This window comes from Halomonas qinghailakensis, from assembly GCF_025820815.1.
Taxonomy (GTDB): Bacteria; Pseudomonadota; Gammaproteobacteria; order Pseudomonadales; family Halomonadaceae; genus Vreelandella; species Vreelandella qaidamensis.
Map to the genome: position 1 here is coordinate 203,767 of NZ_CP096973.1, position 19,298 is coordinate 223,064.

Below are 19,298 nucleotides of genomic sequence, written 5' to 3' on the forward strand. Positions count from 1 at the left end.
AACAAATGTCGAGGAACGCCCTATGAAAAAGACACTACTCACTTCTGCTATTGCTTTGGCTAGTATCGCTAGCGTCACTGGTTCTGCCCAAGCGGCTGAGTTAACCATTTCTTGTGGCGCTGTTGGTGCGGAGCTTACCCTTTGCCAAGAAGGCGTAAAAGCCTGGGAAGAGAAGACCGGTCACAGTGTCGATGTGGTTTCAACGCCCAACTCGTCTACTGAACGTTTATCACTCTATCAGCAAATTTTGTCCGCCAACTCTAGCGACATTGATGTCATGCAGATCGATGTCGTTTGGCCAGGCCTACTCGCTAATCACCTTCTCGATTTACGTGAGGTGCTCGGTGAAGATGCCGCAGCGGGCCACTTCGATACCATTGTCACCAATAACACTATCGATGGCCGCCTAGTTGCGATGCCCTGGTTTACCGATGCGGGCGTTCTATATTACCGCGAAGACTTGCTAGAAAAACATGGGCATGACGTGCCTACTACGTGGCAGGAACTGACCGACATCGCACGTGATATCAAAGATGCGGAGCGTGCTGAAGGCAATGATCGTATGCAGGGCTTTGTCTTCCAGGGGCGTGCTTATGAAGGACTTGCCGTCAATGCTCTGGAGTGGGTATCAAGCTTCGGTGGCGGTACCGTGGTAGATCATGATGGCGAAGTCACCATCAATAACGAGAAAGCTGCTGAAGCGCTAGATTTAGCTGCCTCTTGGATTGGTGACATTTCTCCTGAAGGCGTATTGAATTATACCGAAGAAGAAGCCCGTGGAGTCTTCCAGGGTGGTAATGCCGTGTTTATGCGTAACTGGCCATACGCATGGTCACTGGCTCAAAGTGAGGATAGCGATGTGCGGGGCAACGTTGGTGTCACCCAATTGCCCGCAGGTGGGGAAGACGGCCAAAGTGCAGCTGGTTTAGGCGGTTGGAACTTAGCGGTATCCCGTTATAGCGAACATCCCGAGCTCGCCGCTGACCTGGTCGCTTTCTTGGCCGGTGAAGAAGAGCAAAAGCGTCGCGCCATCCAATCTTCCTACAACCCCACCATCGATTCGCTTTATCAAGATGAAGAGGTTTTGGAAGCAGTTCCCTTCTTCGGAACCCTTTACGACACTTTCACCAATGCAGTCGCCCGTCCGTCAGCACCTACCGGTGATGCCTATGGCCGTGTGAGCAATGCCTTCTTCAGCACCTCACACGATGTGCTTTCAGGCACTAAAACGGGCGCTGACGCCGTCGCTGACCTTGAAGGCGAGCTACTACGCCTGAAGCGTCGCAACTGGTAACCGCGGAGACACCTATGTCGATCTCTTCTAATAATAGCGCGCCCCTCGAGGCGCGCTCAGCCATCGCACCAGCGCGACGGCACCGCGGCACCAAAGTGCGCCGTCAACGGGTCAAAGCGGCTTGGTTGTTCTTGGCCCCCATGCTAATTGCATTAACGCTGGTTGCTGGCTGGCCGTTAATGCGAACATTTTTTCTAAGCTTCACCGATGCCTCACTGTCGGACCTCGGTGCGGCTAATCTAATCGGGTTTGAAAACTACCTCGTCTACGACAATGGCCGTTGGTTCGGGGTTCTTGCCGACCCTATTTGGTGGCGTTCTGTTTGGAACACCGTTTATTTTTCGGTGGTATCCGTTTCTTTAGAAGTCATTTTCGGTGTGATTGTGGCGCTGATCCTAAATGCGGAGTTTAAGGGTCGGACGATTGTTCGCGCGGCAGTGCTGATTCCGTGGGCAATCCCCACCATCGTTTCCGCACAAATGTGGGCATGGATGCTCAACGATCAGTTCGGCATCATCAATCACCTGCTAATGACCGTTGGGATTATTGACAATCCTATCGCCTGGACGGCTAGCGCTACTTACTCAATGTGGGCAGTCATCATGGTCGATGTCTGGAAAACAATTCCGTTTGTTGCCCTGTTGGTGTTAGCCGCCCTACAAATGTTGCCAAAAGATTGTTATGAAGCCGCAGAAGTAGACGGTATTCATCCCGTCCGCGTGTTCTTCAAAGTTACTCTGCCGTTGATTACGCCGGCTTTGATGGTGGCGGTAATTTTCCGTCTTCTAGATGCCCTGCGGGTGTTCGACGTGATCTACGTACTGACCTCTAACTCGACCAGCACGATGTCGATGTCGGTCTATGCGCGCCAACAGTTGGTTGAGTTCCAGGATGTTGGTTACGGCAGCGCCGCCTCTACTCTGTTGTTCTTGATTATTGCCCTGGCCACTGTTGCTTACCTCTATTTAGGCCGTAACAAAATACAACTAGGAGGTGACTGATGAACCAACGTCAGTTAGCCAAAATTGCTAAGCGCGTCGGCTTTTGGGCCTTAATTGCGCTGATTATGGTGTATGCCGTTTTCCCGTTTTATTACGCGGTGATTACCTCACTAAAACCTTCCAGCGAGCTTTTTAGAGTTGAACTTTGGCCTTCGAGCTGGAACCTGGACAACTATGCCCAGATTTTTAGCCAATCGAGCTTTATACGTGCGATTTTTAACTCGGTTGTCGTGGCATTTAGCGTTGTTTTCATTGCGCTTCTCCTAGGTATTACCGCTTCCTACGCGCTGGGTCGTGTTCGCTTCCGTGGTCGCTCGACCGTCATGCTAGTCATTCTTGGGGTATCGATGTTTCCCCAAGTTGCGGTGCTCTCAGGCTTGTTTGAGGTGATTCGCGCACTAAACCTCTATAACAATCCCGCTGGCCTAATTTTGAGCTACACCATTTTCACGCTGCCTTTCACTGTTTGGGTGCTTACCACCTTCATGAAAGAGCTACCCATGGAGCTGGAAGAAGCCGCCATCATGGATGGCGCTACGCCATGGATTACGATTACTAAAGTTTTCCTACCGCTAATGTGGCCCGCTATGGCAACTACTGGCCTTCTCGCTTTCATTGCCGCCTGGAATGAGTTCCTGTTTGCCTTGACCTTCACACTCACTGATACCCAGCGCACTGTGCCAGTTGCCATAGCCCTGCTTTCTGGTGGTAGCGCCTACGAACTGCCCTGGGGCCCAATCATGGCTGCATCGGTCGTCGTCACCGTGCCGCTGGTGATTCTAGTTATTATTTTCCAGCGTCGAATTGTTTCAGGCCTCACTGCTGGTGCAGTGAAAGGCTAAGCGCAGACGCATTTACGTTTTATTAAGGATTATTCATGCAAGACAACCTGACGTGGTGGCGCGGTGGCGTTATCTATCAAATTTATCCGCGCAGCTTTTTAGACAGCCGTGGGGACGGCATTGGTGACTTAAAAGGTGTTACTGAAAAGCTTAGCTACGTGGCTTCTTTGAATGTTGACGGTGTCTGGCTTTCACCCTTTTTCACCTCTCCCATGCTCGACTTTGGCTACGACGTCAGCGATTACCGCGACGTCGACCCAATGTTCGGCACTTTGGAAGATTTTAAAGCGCTGCTCGACAAGGCCCATTCACTTGGTCTTAAAGTGATGATTGACCAAGTTATTAGCCATACCTCTGAACAGCACGCTTGGTTTAAGGAGAGCCGCCAGAACAGTACTAACCCCAAAGCTGACTGGTTTGTGTGGGCAGACCCTAAGCCAGATGGCACTCCACCAAACAACTGGTTGTCTATTTTCGGTGGTCCTGCCTGGACCTTTGACACGCGCCGTCAGCAGTATTACCTGCATAATTTTTTATCCAGCCAACCGGATATTAATTTCCACAACCCAGAAGCCCGTCAAGCCCAGCTGGACAACATGCGCTTCTGGCTGGATCTTGGCGTTGATGGTTTCCGCTTAGATACCGTCAACTTCTACTTCCACGACGCTGAGCTACGTGACAACCCGCCAGTGCCAAAAGGTGAATCCAAGACACTGGGTGCGCCAGAAGCCAACCCCTACACCTGGCAGCGCCATGTCTATGATATCAGCCGCCCTGAAAACGTATTGTTTTTGAAAGACTTACGCGCTTTAATGAATGAGTATCCGGGCACTACGACAGTAGGCGAAATCGGCGATGACAACCCGCTTGAGCGCATGGCTGAGTACACCGCTGGCGGTGATAAGCTGCACATGGCGTACACCTTCGACCTGCTTAACAAGCCACGTTCTGCCCGCTATATCCATCGCGTCATTGAACGCTTTCAGCAGCTAGCTGGTGACGCTTGGCCCTGCTGGGCAACATCGAATCATGATGTTGAACGCAGCGCATCACGCTGGGGCGCTGAAGAAGACCCTGTTGCTTATCCTAAAGTGATGCTCGCCATGCTGTTTTCCCTACGCGGCAGCGTCTGCCTTTATCAAGGGGAAGAGTTAGGGCTTCCAGAAGCTGAGGTACCCTTCGAGCGCATTCAAGACCCCTATGGAAAAGCCCTTTGGCCAGAGTTTAAAGGCCGAGACGGGTGCCGTACGCCAATGCCATGGTCTGATGATACTCAGGCAGGCTTCTCGCCTATTGAGCCATGGCTACCTGTAGACAAACGTCACTTGCCGTTGGCAGTTAGCCGTCAGCAGGCAGATCCAGGCTCAACACTTAACAGTGTTCGCCGAATGCTAGCTTTCCGCCAAGCGCACTCCGCGCTGTTCGACGGTGATTTACAGCTTATTGAGGTTGGCGAGGAGTTACTGGGTTTTATTCGTCAAAATGACCAAGAGAAAGTGCTGTGTGTCTTTAACCTGACGGGGAATGAGCTGCAAACAGCTCTCCCCTTTGACGTCATCAGTGAGCTAGAAGGACACGGCTTCACTGCGGCCCGCAAGGACAATATGCTAACGCTGCCTGCCTATCAAGCCGCTTTCATGCACGTTGCTTAATCAAGTAAATGGCAATACTCAATAGCAACATTCAATAACAACATTCAATAATGATAGTCGGCCCGATACGAGGAATGCTGCATTGAGGCCGACAAGGAGCTAACCATGGCAAGTGTTACGCTTGAAAAGATCAACAAAATATTTGGTCACGATCACATTATTAAAGACGTTGACCTGACCATTGGCGATGGTGAATTTGTCGTCTTTGTTGGCCCATCCGGCTGTGGCAAATCCACACTGCTGCGACTTATTGCAGGTCTAGAGTCCATCACCGACGGTGACTTAAACATTGGTGATACGTTAGTTAATGACCTCCCCCCGCGAGAGCGCGGTGTGGGCATGGTGTTCCAGTCGTATGCTCTTTATCCACATATGACCGTTTATGACAACATGGCCTTTGGTTTGAAGCTTGCCAAAACGGACAAAGAGACGGTTCATGAACGGGTAATGAGTACCGCTAAAATTTTGCAGCTTGAAGATCTACTGCACCGCAAGCCGAAAGCACTGTCGGGCGGTCAGCGCCAGCGTGTTGCAATGGGCCGCGCGATGGCCCGAGAGCCTCGTATTTTGCTTTTTGATGAGCCGCTTTCTAACCTGGATGCGTCGCTGCGCGTACAAATGCGCAACGAGATCGCCAGGCTTCACAATCGCCTGGGTTCTACCATGATTTATGTGACCCACGATCAAGTCGAAGCGATGACCCTGGCAGACAAAATCGTGGTACTCAAAGGCGGCCATATCGAGCAAGTTGGCAGTCCACATGAACTTTACCAACGTCCAGCCACCAAGTTTGTCGCAGGTTTTATCGGCTCACCTACGATGAATTTTATGTCCGCAGAGCTTGTCATCGGCTCAAAGGATGGCTGCCGAGTAACTGCAAAAGGGTTAGGAGAGGTTGTGCTCCCTCAAGCGGCTGGCAGCTACAGCTCTGGCAGCTCGCTGACATTGGGCGTACGCCCAGAGCACCTGCGCTTGGAAGCTCCAACGGACAATAATTGCTTTGATATCGTTAACGTTGAATACCTAGGCAATGAAGTGTATGTCTACTTAGAACCAAAAGAGGGCGATACACTGCTTATTCATCGTAGCGAAGCGCCTAGCCAGTGGAAAGAAGGCCAACAAGTATCCCTGGTGCCTGACATTGAACATGTTCATCTATTTGATGAAAACGGTATGGCATTAGCGCTTGCTGAAACACGTTCTGCAGCCTAGCTTTCGATTGTTGATTTAGGCGGTTGATATAAAGAGTTAATATAAATCGCCAGCGATCTCTTGCTGGACTTACAACGGCCTTTGGTGATGCTGCCACCCTTTGCAATGGTGGTAAGAATAACGTCAAGGCCGTTATTTTTTTGCGCGTGATTCAATTCATTAGCCTGCGATGTAAAATAACGCTAAATAATTAAACAGGATAGGAAACCCGTGACTGCCCATCGTCGAATGACTCTCAAAGATCTTGCCACAGAACTCGGCGTTTCCACCGCGACAATATCAAATGCCTTCAACCGCCCTGATCAGCTCTCCCCCCTTTTAAGAGACCGCATTTTAAGTGAGGCCAAACGCCTAGGGTATAACGGCCCAGACGCAAAGGCTCGGAGCCTGCGCACTGGGCGCTCAAGCATTGTTGCGGTTATTCTTGCCGAAAGCCTGACCTACAGCCTTAACGATGCTGTTGCCAGTGAGTTTTTATCAGGTGTCGCTGAAGTACTCGATGCCCATGGCCATACCTTGCTGTTACTACCTGGACGTGGTCATGCTTCCCAGCCACCAGGGTCAGCAAATATTGCCGACGGCTTTATCGTTTACGGTTTAATGCCCAATAATAAGCTACTCAGCGAGCTTCCTTCCCAACGTCCACTGGTGTCGGTTGACTTCGATATTGAAGGCAGCCCTACCGTTCATATCGATGACCAGGATGCCAGCTATCATATTGCCCAGCACGCGCTAAAAACTCGGCCTGAACGACCAGCGGTGATCAATCTTCGCCTGACCAAAGAGCATTGCAATGGGCGAGTAACTGCTGCACACACAATGCTACCCAACAGCAGTACTATTAGCCGCGCCCGCTTGGCTGGGTTTCATGCAGCGCTCACCGAACATGGCTTTGATGCTGATCAGATCCCATTGTGGAATATCGAAGAGAATGTGTTTGATGTGTGCTCACCGGTGATCACAGAAATCCTTGACCTGCCTACCAATCAGCGGCCAGACCTGCTGCTGTGTATGTCAGACCGTATTGCGCTAACCGCACTTACATTAGCCGAACAGCGCGGCATTCACGTACCGGGAGAACTAAGAATTACGGGCTTTGATGGCATAGCGGAAGGGCAATATAGAGCACCGCGTTTAACGACCGTGCGCCAGGACAGTGCGGGCAAAGGCCGCGTGGCGGCGAAAATGATTCTAGGGCGGATACCAAAAACCCAGCAGCTACTCAAAACTGAGTTACTGCTGGGTGATACTTGCCCATGAGGCTCAAGCAGGTGTTATTTGGCCGTTTCCTGCATGGCAAGGGCGGTGTCTAGCATCCGATTAGAGAACCCCCACTCATTGTCGTACCACGCCATAATTTTCACCAGGCGTCCATTCACACGGGTGTGATTGGCATCAAAAGTAGACGAGTGTGCATCATGATTGAAATCAATAGACACCAGCGGCTGTGCGTTAACCGCTAGCACAGACGAGTTCGCCGCCGCTTTTTCAACAATCGCGTTGATCTCTTCTTTGCTGGTATCGCGACTTGCCGTAAACGTTAAATCTACCAAGGAAACGTTGATCACCGGCACGCGCACGGCTAGCCCATCAAACTTACCTGCCAGCTCCGGCAACACCAACCCTACAGCCGCTGCTGCGCCTGTTTTGGTTGGAATCATCGAGTGCGTCGCACTCCGTGCGCGGTAAGGGTCGGAGTGATAAACATCCGATAGATTCTGATCATTAGTGTAGGCATGCACCGTGGTCATCAAACCGTTTTCAATGCCTACTGCATCGTTTAACGCTTTGGCGACAGGTGCCAAGCAGTTAGTCGTGCACGACGCATTGGAGACCACCGTGTGTTCGGCTGTCAGACTATCGTCATTAACACCATAGACAATAGTAGCGTCAGCATCTGGGCTGGGCGCAGAGATCAACACACGCTTAGCACCCGCTTCTATATGCTTGGCAGCGGCTTCTCGCTTAGTGAACAGGCCAGTGCACTCCATGACAAGATCAATGTTCATGGATGCCCAGGGAAGCTGGCTGGGATCACGCTCAGAAGAGATCGCGATGCGATCGCCATCTACACTAATACTTTCGGCATCATGCTCAACGGCAAAAGGAAAGTGGCCGTGAACCGTATCGTGACGCAGCAGGTGCGAGTTTAGAGAAGGATCACCTAAATCATTAATCGCAACCACCTGAATACGATCCCGGTAGCTATTTTCGTATAGCGCTCGCAGTACGTTACGCCCAATCCGTCCAAAACCGTTAATAGCAACTCTTATTGTCATGATGGCACCTCAATCAAGCAGTGGTAGTCGTTGGCGTACCCAGTAAAAAAATTACTAAAAATACGTATTTATTCACCTTTAGATCAGTTTATACCTGTTAAAACTGCCCTTAAAGGCTAATAACATCCCAATATGTAGTAAAATTACTATATAAAGGCTATCGTAGTCCAATAATTAATCACCGCCCAGATGCTCAACAGGAGTAACTTTTATGACTCGCTCAACATCTCCCACCCCCCTTCGCCGCACCAAGATTGTCGCGACGCTTGGTCCAGCAAGCGATCGCCCTGGCGTACTAGAAGCTATGCTAAAAGCGGGTGTTGATGTCGTGCGGCTCAATTTCTCCCACGGTGCCGCAGACGACCACCGCCGCCGTTTGAAAGAAGTACGCGAGATCGCCCAACGACTAAACCGCAGCGTTGCCGCATTGGGTGACCTGCAAGGGCCGAAAATTCGTATATCACGCTTTGCCGAAGGCGCTGTTCATTTGGACATTGGCCAGGCTTTTGTGCTCGACATGGCGCTGGATGCCAATAGCGGCACCGCCGAGCGCGTCGGCTGTGACTACAAGTCGCTGATTGACGATGTCGCCCCCGGCGACCGGCTACTTCTGGACGACGGGCGCTTGGTGCTGGATGTCACCTCTATTGTTGGGCAAGAAGTGCATACCCGCGTTCATGTCGGTGGCAAGCTTTCCAATAACAAAGGCATCAACAAGCAAGGCGGCGGACTGTCGGCCCCAGCGCTTACCGAAAAAGATAAAGAAGACCTCAAAACCGCGATTGATATTGGGGTCGATTACTTGGCGGTATCATTCCCACGCAGCGCTGCTGATATGCAGGAGGCCCGCGAACTGCTCGGCGAAGCCGGAAAAGAAATTGGTTTAGTGGCCAAACTGGAGCGCGCGGAAGCCGTTGCTGACGATGAGACTCTGGATGGCATTATTGAAGCATCAGAAGCTGTGATGGTAGCGCGTGGCGATTTGGGTGTGGAAATTGGCGATGCCGCGCTGATCGGAACCCAAAAACGCATCATCAAGCATGCTCGTACGCTTAACCGCGCGGTCATTACCGCCACACAAATGATGGAGTCGATGATTGAGTCGCCACTGCCCACCCGCGCGGAAGTATTCGACGTGGCTAACGCAGTGCTAGATGCCACCGACGCTGTCATGCTTTCTGCGGAAACCGCCGCGGGCGACTACCCGGTAGAAACCATTCAGGCGATGGATCGGGTATGCTTAGGCGCCGAACGTGAGCGAATTGCCCAATCATCAGGTCACCGTATCCACGAAGGCTTTGAGCGCATTGATGAAACCATTGCCCTCTCCGCAATGTACGCCGCTAACCACTTAACCGGCGTCAGTGCCATTGCCTGTATGACCTCGACAGGTTATACGCCACTGATTGCCTCACGCATTCGCTCTGGCCTGCCGATTGTTGGCCTTGCACACAGCCCGATTGCCCAACGGCGCATGGCGCTTTATCGCGGCGTCGTGTCGATTCCCTTCGACACAACCCATATGGACCCTAAAGAACTCAATCAAGAAGCCGTCAAGCTACTCCAAGCTCATGGTTTGGCACACCCTGGCGATCATGTCATTCTTACTCGCGGCGACCACATGAACGCCCACGGCGGAACCAACACCATGAAAGTGCTGGCCGTCCAAGAAGCGTAAACCCAACAGTGACCTGAAATAGTCGGAATGTTAACTGGAGAGCCATGCCATGAGCGACGCACGTCCACCCCGCCAAGCCGTTCGTACGCTGCAACCGCGTAAGCGCATTGCGCTAATTGCCCACGACGGCAAAAAAACCGAAATGCTGGAGTGGGCAACACGCTGGCAAGAAACGCTCAGCCAGCACACTCTTATTGGTACGGGGACTACCGCTGGGCGGCTCAAAAGTTCGCTTGGCCTAGAGGTCGAGGGGTTGATGAGCGGCCCGCTGGGGGGTGATCAGCAAATTGGCGCGCGTATTGCCGAACAACAGCTAGATGTGCTGATTTTCTTCTGGGATCCGTTTGCTCCTCAGCCCCACGACCCTGATGTTAAAGCGCTGCTGCGTTTAGCCGCGCTATGGAACGTGCCGGTGGCATGCAATGCGGCGAGCGCCGACTTTTTACTGTCATCGCCCTACCTCAGTGAACGCTACGATATGTCTATTCCAGACGCAGAAGCTTGGGCTCAGGCCCGCACGGTGTAAGATAAGGCCGTCCGACTATGTGTGGCTTATCGGGTACGCAGGTGGCGCGCCACGACCTGCTGCCCACACTGATAATCACCGTTCATGGCATTCAGGGCACAGCGCAGGGTGAGTTCAGCAATGCGATCATAATCTTGCAACGCTGAATTCACCGGTTGCGGCAGAAAATCTAACAAGCGGTGGTCGCCAAAGGTGGCCAACCGCATCTCTTCTGGTAGTCCACCGCGCTCTAGAAACACGTCAAACACCCCTTCCATCAGCACATAAGACGCGGTGATCAACGCATCAGCCCCTCCTTTCTCATCCAGCAGTTGCGCGGCAAGGCGGGCGCCTTCGCTACGCTCGTAGTGTGTACCGCTAAGTAAAACCGGCTCGATAGAGGTGTCTTGTAATGCTGACTGAAACCCCACCCTCCGCTCGCGACTGATCGACAAGCTCGGCATCGCTTCTAACCACGCCACCCGCCGCGTGCTACCCGTAATGACCGAGCGCGTTAGCGCATATGCCGCGTCTTGATCGTTGCTGACGACACTGGCAAAACGTGTCGGCGCAAGACCACGGTCCATTCCCACAACGCACCAACCTTCATCCACCAAATCAGAATAGAAGGTGTCATCTTCAGCTAAGCAGCTGGCGGTAATAAGCACCTCACAGCGCTGCGCGCGAAGCGCCAATGCCAAGGTGCGCTCGCTATCGGCACAGTCGTCCGAGCTAACCACTAACAGCTGATAACCCTTCTCTCTCGCGCCACGCTCTAAGCGTTTCGCGAGCCGCGCATAGCTGATATTTTCAAGGTCAGGCACGATCAAACCAATCAGCCGACTTGCCCCACGACGCAGCGCCGCTGCCTGCGGGTCAATGTGATAGCGATGCTGCCGCACCACCGCCATTACTTTCTCGATGGTGGCATTACTAATACGCCGTTGCTCGGCCTGGCCATTAATTACATAGCTCGCCGTGGTGCGCGATACGCCCGCAAGCCGGGCAATGTCGGCAAGTGTCATGCAATTCTCCCTCTGGTTGCCGATGTAGTTTATCAGCCGTTTATCCCCACCCAGACTAAAGTCTAGAAAGACAACCCTTGTGTCTTTAAGTGAATCGATTCAGCATAGCCAACTAACCATAGATGACACGATTCATCCAGCGAAGCTCAACGCTCTACGACCAACGTTTAAGCATGATCACGCTGCAGACATCACCACTGGCTGATAGCGTTTACAGGAGAACCCTATGTTAATTCTCGGCCCAGATGACATCTTGCTCGACCGCCATGCGGACGACTGGCAAGCTGCACTCGACGTCGCCGCTAAGGCGCTAACGGATGCGGGCTTAGTTGAGGCCGAGTACCGTGATGGCCTCCATGCCCGTGAAGCTCAGTCGTCCACGTATCTTGGTAACGCGATTGCTATTCCACACGGCACGCCGGAAAGTCGTCAGCACGTAAAACATACCGGCGTGAGGGTGCTGCAGTTCCCCAAAGGCGTTCAGTGGCATGACGGCCAGACAGTGCATGTTTTGGTGACTATCGCTGCGCAAAATGACGAACATCTAGATATTCTGCGCCAGCTAACCCACGTCTTAGACCGCGACGGCGTCGCCAGCCAGCTCGCCAGCGCCAGCTCGGCTGTCGAGGTAGCGCGTTTACTTTCCAAGCCGCTGCTTGAGCCGCGCCTGGATGCCGATACGCTGTGCATTAACTTTCCTGCTCGTGATCCTCAAGAGCTCGCCTTGGCCGCTGCCGCACGGCTTCGTCAAAGTGGCTGTGTTGATAACGCCTTTATTAGTGCCATCGCCAGCGCTTCCCCCCAATGGCTGGGCAAAGGGTTTTGGTTGGCAAGCCAAGCCCAAGGGGTGACACAACCCGCACTAGGCGTTGCCACGCCAGCCGACCCTCAACTTGAGCATAGCGGCCATCCCGTCCATATACTGTTCTGCTTGGCAGCCAGCGGCGATGCCCACCGTCCACTGCTGGAACAGCTATTAGCCGTGTTGGAGAACGGCGAAAGTGACAGCTTGATGGGCAAAAGCAGCGCACAGCTGCTGGCCACGTTGGCAGGTGAAACGGCGAGTACCCAGACTCGCCGCGTGCGCGTCTTGAACCCCCATGGCCTGCACGCCCGTCCGGCAAAACAGCTGGTACAGGTCGCCCGCGCGCAATTAATGCCGATTAACGTACGCCTTGAAGAAGGCAGCGCTTCCACGGTGTCTGCCGCCAGCCTAACCAAAGTGATTGGTTTAGGAGCACGGCGCGGTCAGTGGCTGATCCTTTCTGCCGAAGGCGACCAGGCAAGTGCTGCGCTAGGCGCAGTAGCCGCCGCCGTTGAAGATGGTCTAGGCGAGAAAGTAACACCGTTCGACGGCGGTTTTGATGCCAAGTCAGTTGCTAACACGAGTAAGCCGGTTGAGCCGCTAGTCGTCGATACACCTCACGCAGGCGTTGCCGCCTCGCCAGGCTTAGCCATTGCGCCGGTGTTTGTCATTCGCCCGATGCAGTTCGACTACGCTGAACACGCCAACGACCCCGAGCACGAAATTAACCGCCTGAAAGCAGCATTAGAAGAAGGTGCAGCACAACTTCAAGCACTGGTACACAACGCTCCTGGCGGCGAAGTGGCTGATATTCTCTCGATGCACGAAGAGATGCTCGATGACCCTGAGCTGCAGCACGCTGCCATTGATGCGATTCGTGAAGGTCGTTCAGCCGAAGCCGGTTGGTGGGATGCCATTGAAACCGCCGCTCACGCCCAGGAAATGCTCGCCGACCGCCTGCTGGCCGAGCGCGCCGCTGACCTGCGCGACGTAGGCCGCCGCGTGTTGGGTGTATTGTGCAATGTCCAACTGCCCGAGCCACCTGACCACCCGTATATTCTGGTGATGGATGACATCGGCCCTTCCGACGTTGCTCGCCTGGATACCTCACGCGTACGCGGCCTGCTTACCGTGCGCGGTGGCGCCACCGCACACAGTGCTATTCTGGCTCGCGCCCTGGGTATTCCAGCGGTCGTCGGCGCAGGTGATGCCGTGATGGTACTGCATAACGGCAGCATGATGATTCTGGATGGTGAACGTGGGCGGGTTACCTCCCAGCCTTCCGAAGAGCGCCTGCAGCGGGCGGAACAACAGCTTCTCGATCAGCAGCAGCGTGAAGCCGATGCCTGGGAGCTGCGTTTTGAGCAAGCCCAAACCCGCGATGGTCATCGGGTTGAAGTGGCGGCCAATCTTGGTAACACCGCCCACGCCGCTGACGCCGTTGAACGGGGTGCCGAAGGCGTTGGCCTGCTGCGCACCGAGTTCCTGTTTATGGCCTACTCAAGTGCGCCGGACCTAGCCACCCAGATTGCCGAATACCGTGAAGCCACCGATGCCTTGGATGGCCGCCCACTGGTCGCGCGTACTCTGGATGTAGGTGGCGACAAGCCACTGCCCTACTGGCCGGTTCCCCAGGAAGACAACCCCTTTTTGGGCCTACGCGGCATTCGCTTAGCACTGACCCAGCCGGAAGTGCTGGAAACACAAATCCGCGCACTGCTGATGGCAGCTGTCGGCCGTCCGCTACGCATCATGCTGCCGATGGTCAAGGATGTCGCTGAATTCCGTGCCGCCAAAGTCATCTATGACCGCCTGCTTAGCGAAATCCCGCCACAGCAGCGCGCCACCGATGTGCAACTGGGCGTGATGATCGAAGTGCCTTCCAGCGCACTGCTAGCCCCTACGCTGGCGGCCGAGGTGGACTTCTTCTCCGTCGGCACGAACGATTTAACCCAGTATACCCTGGCCATCGACCGCGGCCACCCAGAGCTTTCTGCCCAGGCGGATGGTTTACACCCCGCCGTGCTGCGCCTGATTCAAATGACCGTTGATGCCGCCCATGCCCACGGTAAGTGGGTTGGCGTATGTGGCGAACTCGCCTCGGACGCCATGGCCGTGCCTGTACTGGTAGGGTTAGGCGTTGATGAGCTTTCCGTCAGTGCGCGACAAATTCCGCTGGTCAAAGCTCGCCTGCGTGAATTTGATCTTGCCGATGCAAAAGCCACTGCCCAATTAGCACTGAGTAAAGCCACCAGCGATGAGGTGCGCGACGCCCTGGAGGCCCGCTAATGGCCCAGGTAGTGTGCATTACACTCAACCCCGCGCTGGATTTAGCATTTAATCTTGAAACATTGACACTCGGCCATGTGAACCGCCCCCACAGCGCCCAGTTAGAAGCCGCGGGCAAAGGCGTTAACGTAGCGCGAGTGCTGGCAAGCTTAGGCCACGAAGTGATCGTTAGCGGCTTCCTCGGTCAGGATAACGACGCCCCGTTCGGTCTGGCATTTCCCCGCTACGGCGTGGAAGATGCCTTTGTGCGAGTGCCCGGCAGCACGCGCATTAACGCTAAGCTGGCGGAGCAAAGCGGCCGCGTCACTGATATTAACGGCCCCGGTATGCCGATTGAGGCTGCCCATCTAGATGCCTTACGAACTACCCTAGACGATCTGTTTCAGCGCCCCGCTCCGCCCCAAGCGGTCGTCGTTGCCGGTAGCCTTCCACCGGGTATTGATCAGCCGCTGTTTGCTGAACTACTGACCACCCTAAAAAGCTATGGCGTTCCACTTTGGATAGACACCAGCGGCCCAGCACTGCTGACCGCCATTGCTACTCAGCCTGCGGCTGTAAAACCTAACGAAACGGAGCTCGCTGACTGGGCTGGCAGCGCGCTAGATTCACATCAACAGCGCCAGGTCGCCGCCGAGCGACTGCACGCCAGCGGCATCGAGCACGCGTTGATTTCCGCAGGCGCAGAGGGCGTTTTATGGGTCAGCTCACAGGGCACTTGGCAATCCACCCCACCTAGCGTGAACGCCATCAATACCGTTTGTGCGGGAGATACCTTTGTGGCTGGCATGCTCCACGGGCTGCTTAGCGACTTCACCCCACACGACACCCTTCGCTTCGCAACGGCACTCTCTGCCGAAGCGGTTCGCCACGTCGGCGTGGGCACCCCCCACGCCGACGACTTTGACTTACTCCAACAACAGACTTTGGTACGGCGTCTTGACGACGCCATCACCGAGGGAGCCACGCGATGAACCTGATTCTAATTACCGCCTGCCCCAGCGGCATGGCGACCACCTTTCTGGCCGCCAAGCGCCTTGAACAAGCGGCCACACGGATGGGCTGGAGCGCTCATGTGGAAATGCACGGCGAGATTGCGCCGCTGCAGGCTGCCACCGCCGAGCAAATTGCTAATGCCGATTTAATTGTGGTGGCTGCCGATCACGTCCCTGCCCCAGAACGTTTTGATGGCAAGCGGCTTTTCCAGGCGCCGATTGCCAGCGCCCTGCCCGACCCCGGTGCCTTCTTAAATCAAGCCAAGCGTGAAGCACCGATTTACAGTGCTCCTACAACCCCTACAGCCGCCGCTACTCCGCCGAGCAACACGGGTGGTAAGAAAATTGTGGCAGTGACTGCTTGCCCCACCGGTGTTGCCCATACCTTTATGGCCGCCGAAGCATTAGCCGAAGCAGGTAAAGCGATGGGGCACGCTATTCGCGTGGAAACCCAAGGCTCAGTAGGCGCTCAGAATCACTTAACCGAAGAAGAGATCGCCGATGCCGACGTGGTCGTACTGGCTTGCGATATCGATGTTGATCCGTCGCGGTTTGCAGGTAAGCGTATCTACCGCACCTCAACCGGCAACGCGCTGAAAAAGCCACGCCCTACGCTGGAAGCTGCCCTTGTTGATGCTAGTGTAGAAACTGCCAGCAGCGGTTCGGGCAGCGCCAATAAAAGCGTTAAAGAGAAAGGTGTTTATAAGCACCTACTCACCGGCGTGTCGTTCATGCTGCCGATGGTGGTAGCGGGTGGCTTGCTGATTGCGCTCTCGTTTGTCTTCGGTATTGAAGCCTTTGAACAGGAAGGCACGCTGGCCGCTGCGCTTATGCAAATTGGCGGTGGTACCGCCTTCGCGCTAATGATACCCGTGCTGGCAGGCTACATTGCCTACTCCATCGCTGACCGCCCCGGCATCGCCCCAGGAATGATTGGCGGGATGTTGGCGGCCAACATTGGCTCCGGGTTTATTGGCGGTATTTTGGCAGGCTTTCTGGCAGGCTACGTGGCCCTCGCGGTTACCCGCTACGTTAAGCTGCCCTCCAGCGTTGAATCGCTCAAGCCTATTCTGATTATCCCGCTGGTGGCCAGCCTGGTAACAGGCCTAACCATGATCTACGTGATTGGCGAGCCTGTCGCTGCATTGCTGAATGCGCTGACCAGCTTCCTGGCATCTATGGGCTCTACTAACGCGGTGCTGCTAGGCATTCTATTGGGCGCAATGATGTGCTTCGATTTGGGCGGCCCCGTCAATAAAGCAGCTTATACCTTTGGCGTGGGCCTGTTAGCTTCGGAAACCTACGGCCCAATGGCAGCGATCATGGCGGCAGGCATGGTGCCAGCGATAGGCATGGGCATTGCCAGTTTCGTTGCACGCAACAAGTTCTCTGCACCAGAGCGCGAAGCAGGCAAGGCATCGTTTGTACTGGGCATGTGCTTTATCAGCGAAGGGGCCATTCCCTTTGCGGCGAAAGATCCGTTGCGGGTTATCCCCGCGTGCATGGTGGGCGGTGCAATCACCGGTGCGCTTTCCATGCTGGTAGGCGCAAAACTAATGGCACCTCACGGTGGTATCTTTGTTCTGCTAATCCCCAACGCCATTACACCTGCGTTGCTTTACCTTGCTGCGATTATCATAGGTTCGTTGGTAACCGGCTTAGGCTATGCCTTTATTAAACGCGGTGCCGCCCAGGTCGCCGTTGCCAGCTAACCTTTCAAACATCAGCGCTGGGTAGGCTGCAGCTTACTCAGCGTCTTGTCTGCTACCACCGTGCCCTCACACAGAAAAACGGTTTATTACTTATTTTTAAGCTATCAGTCGCTTATTAGTTGCTTCATTCGGCTGTTTATGTAGTATTTTTACATAAAATGACTCATAAATAGACTTATAGATATTACAAAGCAAGAGCTAGCAACCCAGCGCTCGTCACTTAATAACCATCTAAAACAACAGGACCGCCTTCTATGTTTCAACTCACCCGCAGCGTTACTTGGCAGGCACTTGAACGCCTGCGTGACAAAACCGCCAACGACCGCATTCGTGATTACTTCACCAATGACCCGCAGCGCTTTGAAAAAATGAGCTTACGGGTGGGTGGCTTGTTCTTAGATTACTCCAAACATCACGTCTCAGACGAAGTGTTTACAAAACTGCTGGAGCTGGCCGACCACTCTGCCCTGGTTCAGCGCCGAGCGCAGATGTTCTCTGGCGACATTATCAATGTCACTGAAAACCGCCCGGTACTGCACACCGCACTGCGCAATTTAAGCGCTGAAGCGGTGCATGTAGACGGTAACGATGTGATGCCGGAAATCAATCGCACCCGGGAACAGATCAAACAGTTCTCAGAAGCGGTAAGAAACGGTGAATGGAAAGGCTATAACGGTCAACGCATTAAAGACGTGGTCAATATTGGCATTGGTGGTTCAGACCTTGGCCCCAATATGGCCGTACGCGCGCTACTCAAATACCGTCATCCGGAACTGCACTTCCACTTCGTCTCCAACGTCGATGGCACCCATATTCAGAAAGTGCTTTCACGGTTAGACCCGGCGACCACGCTGTTTATCGTTTCCACCAAAACCTTCTCTACCCAGGAAACCCTGCTAAATGCCAAAACCGCACGGCGCTGGTTCCTGGAAAATGCCGGTGCAGATGCCGACGTAGGCGCCCACTTTATTGCCGCTTCCACCAACCGCAAAGCGGCAATGGAATTCGGTATTCGTGAAGAGAACGTATTCGAATTCTGGGCCTGGGTGGGCGGGCGCTACTCCATGTGGTCGTCTATCGGCCTACCGATTGCGCTTTCGATTGGCTTTGAAGGCTTTATCGAACTGCTGGAAGGCGCCCATGAGATGGATCGCCACTTTATTGAGGCGCCCTTCTCACAAAATATGCCAGTACTGATGGCGCTGATCGGCATTTGGTACATCAACTTTGTGGGTGCGGAAACCCAGGCCATCGTGCCCTACGATCAAGCCTTGAACCAGTTGCCTTCGTTCCTGCAGCAGCTGGATATGGAGTCTAACGGCAAGTCGGTGGATATCTTCGGCCATCCGGTTAACTATAAAACCGGTCCGATTGTTTGGGGCCAGACCGGCTCCAACGGTCAACACGCCTTCTTCCAGCTACTGCACCAAGGCACCCGCTACGTGCCAATTGATTTTATTGCCTCGCTAAAACCCGAGCCCGGCGTGGAAGACCACCACTTCGCCTTGCTCACCAATATGCTCGCCCAGGCCAATGCCTTTATGGAAGGCAGCCAAGGGGACAGCAAAGAGCTAAGCCAACATGACCCTTACAGTTGCCCCGGCAATCGCCCTTCCAGCACCCTTTTGCTTGACGAGCTAACACCGAAAAACCTAGGTGCGCTGATTGCCCTCTACGAGCACAAGGTGTTTGTGCAAGGCGTTATCTGGAACATCAACTCGTTTGATCAGTGGGGTGTGCAGCTTGGCAAACGCATTGCCGGTGAAATCAGTGAGCGCATCGACACCAACGCCGCCGACTTCGACGCCTCTACCCAAGGTTTGTTGGAACTGGTACGCGCCCACTTTCCCAGTGGCGATAGCGCAAAGGAAAGCTCGCCAGCCAGTGCTGATAAAAAACCAGCCAGGAAAAAGCGTTAAACGGAAGGTTGAGTAAACGTTAGATAAAAAACGCCTTGGCTTTTCAGCCAAGGAGCACCTGAGACATAAAAAATACCCCTTGGCACTTTCAGA

General features: G+C 54.1%; 14 protein-coding genes. 12 read left to right on the forward strand and 2 right to left on the reverse strand.

Features of this window, described 5'->3' with window-relative positions; translation table 11 throughout:
- The first annotated feature begins 22 nt into the window (after nucleotides 1-22).
- From M0220_RS00975 to M0220_RS01000, 6 genes are all read left to right on the forward strand, one after another.
- Nucleotides 23-1,294 carry an ABC transporter substrate-binding protein gene (locus M0220_RS00975; RefSeq protein ID WP_264018422.1) on the forward strand — a complete coding sequence of 424 codons (1,272 nt, stop codon included), beginning with the start codon at nucleotides 23-25 and terminating at the stop codon, nucleotides 1,292-1,294.
- 14 nt (nucleotides 1,295-1,308) lie between these two features.
- The gene (locus M0220_RS00980) at nucleotides 1,309-2,295 is read left to right on the forward strand and encodes a carbohydrate ABC transporter permease (protein ID WP_264018423.1); all 987 of its coding nucleotides are present in this window, start codon (nucleotides 1,309-1,311) and stop codon (nucleotides 2,293-2,295) included.
- Entirely contained in the window at nucleotides 2,295-3,137 is an 843-nt protein-coding gene (locus M0220_RS00985) for a carbohydrate ABC transporter permease (protein ID WP_264018424.1), read from the forward strand. Before M0220_RS00980 ends, M0220_RS00985 begins: the two co-directional genes overlap by 1 nt.
- A 35-nt stretch (nucleotides 3,138-3,172) precedes the next feature.
- Complete coding sequence (locus M0220_RS00990) at nucleotides 3,173-4,789, forward strand: alpha-glucosidase family protein (RefSeq protein WP_264018425.1); 1,617 nt, start codon at nucleotides 3,173-3,175, stop codon at nucleotides 4,787-4,789.
- Nucleotides 4,790-4,894: 105 nt separating this feature from the next.
- Complete coding sequence (locus M0220_RS00995; protein ID WP_264018427.1) at nucleotides 4,895-6,001, forward strand: ABC transporter ATP-binding protein; 1,107 nt, start codon at nucleotides 4,895-4,897, stop codon at nucleotides 5,999-6,001.
- A 228-nt stretch (nucleotides 6,002-6,229) separates the two neighbouring features.
- On the forward strand, nucleotides 6,230-7,261 hold the full coding sequence (locus M0220_RS01000; RefSeq protein WP_404813852.1) for a LacI family DNA-binding transcriptional regulator: 1,032 nt from the start codon (nucleotides 6,230-6,232) through the stop codon (nucleotides 7,259-7,261).
- Between the two features lie 14 nt (nucleotides 7,262-7,275).
- Here the strand turns inward: M0220_RS01000 and gap are convergent, their stop codons facing one another.
- A complete protein-coding gene (gap, locus tag M0220_RS01005; RefSeq protein WP_264018429.1) occupies nucleotides 7,276-8,280 on the reverse strand; it encodes a type I glyceraldehyde-3-phosphate dehydrogenase in 1,005 nt (334 codons plus the stop codon).
- A 211-nt stretch (nucleotides 8,281-8,491) separates the two neighbouring features.
- Between gap and pyk the strand changes: the two genes are divergently transcribed.
- Nucleotides 8,492-9,958, forward strand: coding sequence for a pyruvate kinase (pyk, locus tag M0220_RS01010; protein WP_264018430.1), 1,467 nt, complete (start codon nucleotides 8,492-8,494; stop codon nucleotides 9,956-9,958).
- A gap of 49 nt (nucleotides 9,959-10,007) precedes the next feature.
- Entirely contained in the window at nucleotides 10,008-10,484 is a 477-nt protein-coding gene (locus M0220_RS01015) for a methylglyoxal synthase (RefSeq protein WP_264018431.1), read from the forward strand.
- Nucleotides 10,485-10,510: 26 nt separating this feature from the next.
- Here M0220_RS01015 and cra read toward each other — a convergent pair whose 3' ends face one another.
- The gene (cra, locus tag M0220_RS01020) at nucleotides 10,511-11,488 is read right to left on the reverse strand and encodes a catabolite repressor/activator (RefSeq protein ID WP_264018432.1); all 978 of its coding nucleotides are present in this window, start codon (nucleotides 11,486-11,488) and stop codon (nucleotides 10,511-10,513) included.
- 226 nt (nucleotides 11,489-11,714) lie between these two features.
- On the opposite strand from cra, the gene ptsP reads away from it, so the two are divergent.
- From ptsP to pgi, 4 genes are all read left to right on the forward strand, one after another.
- Complete coding sequence (gene ptsP, locus M0220_RS01025) at nucleotides 11,715-14,582, forward strand: phosphoenolpyruvate--protein phosphotransferase (RefSeq protein WP_264018433.1); 2,868 nt, start codon at nucleotides 11,715-11,717, stop codon at nucleotides 14,580-14,582.
- Complete coding sequence (gene pfkB, locus M0220_RS01030) at nucleotides 14,582-15,553, forward strand: 1-phosphofructokinase (RefSeq protein WP_264018434.1); 972 nt, start codon at nucleotides 14,582-14,584, stop codon at nucleotides 15,551-15,553. The genes ptsP and pfkB overlap by 1 nt, the downstream gene beginning before the upstream one ends.
- Nucleotides 15,550-17,286 (forward strand): PTS fructose-like transporter subunit IIB, encoded by a 1,737-nt coding sequence (locus M0220_RS01035; protein ID WP_264018435.1) that lies wholly within the window; start codon nucleotides 15,550-15,552, stop codon nucleotides 17,284-17,286. Before pfkB ends, M0220_RS01035 begins: the two co-directional genes overlap by 4 nt.
- 254 nt (nucleotides 17,287-17,540) lie before the next feature.
- Nucleotides 17,541-19,205 carry a glucose-6-phosphate isomerase gene (gene pgi / locus M0220_RS01040; RefSeq protein WP_264018436.1) on the forward strand — a complete coding sequence of 555 codons (1,665 nt, stop codon included), beginning with the start codon at nucleotides 17,541-17,543 and terminating at the stop codon, nucleotides 19,203-19,205.
- Nucleotides 19,206-19,298 lie beyond the last annotated feature (93 nt).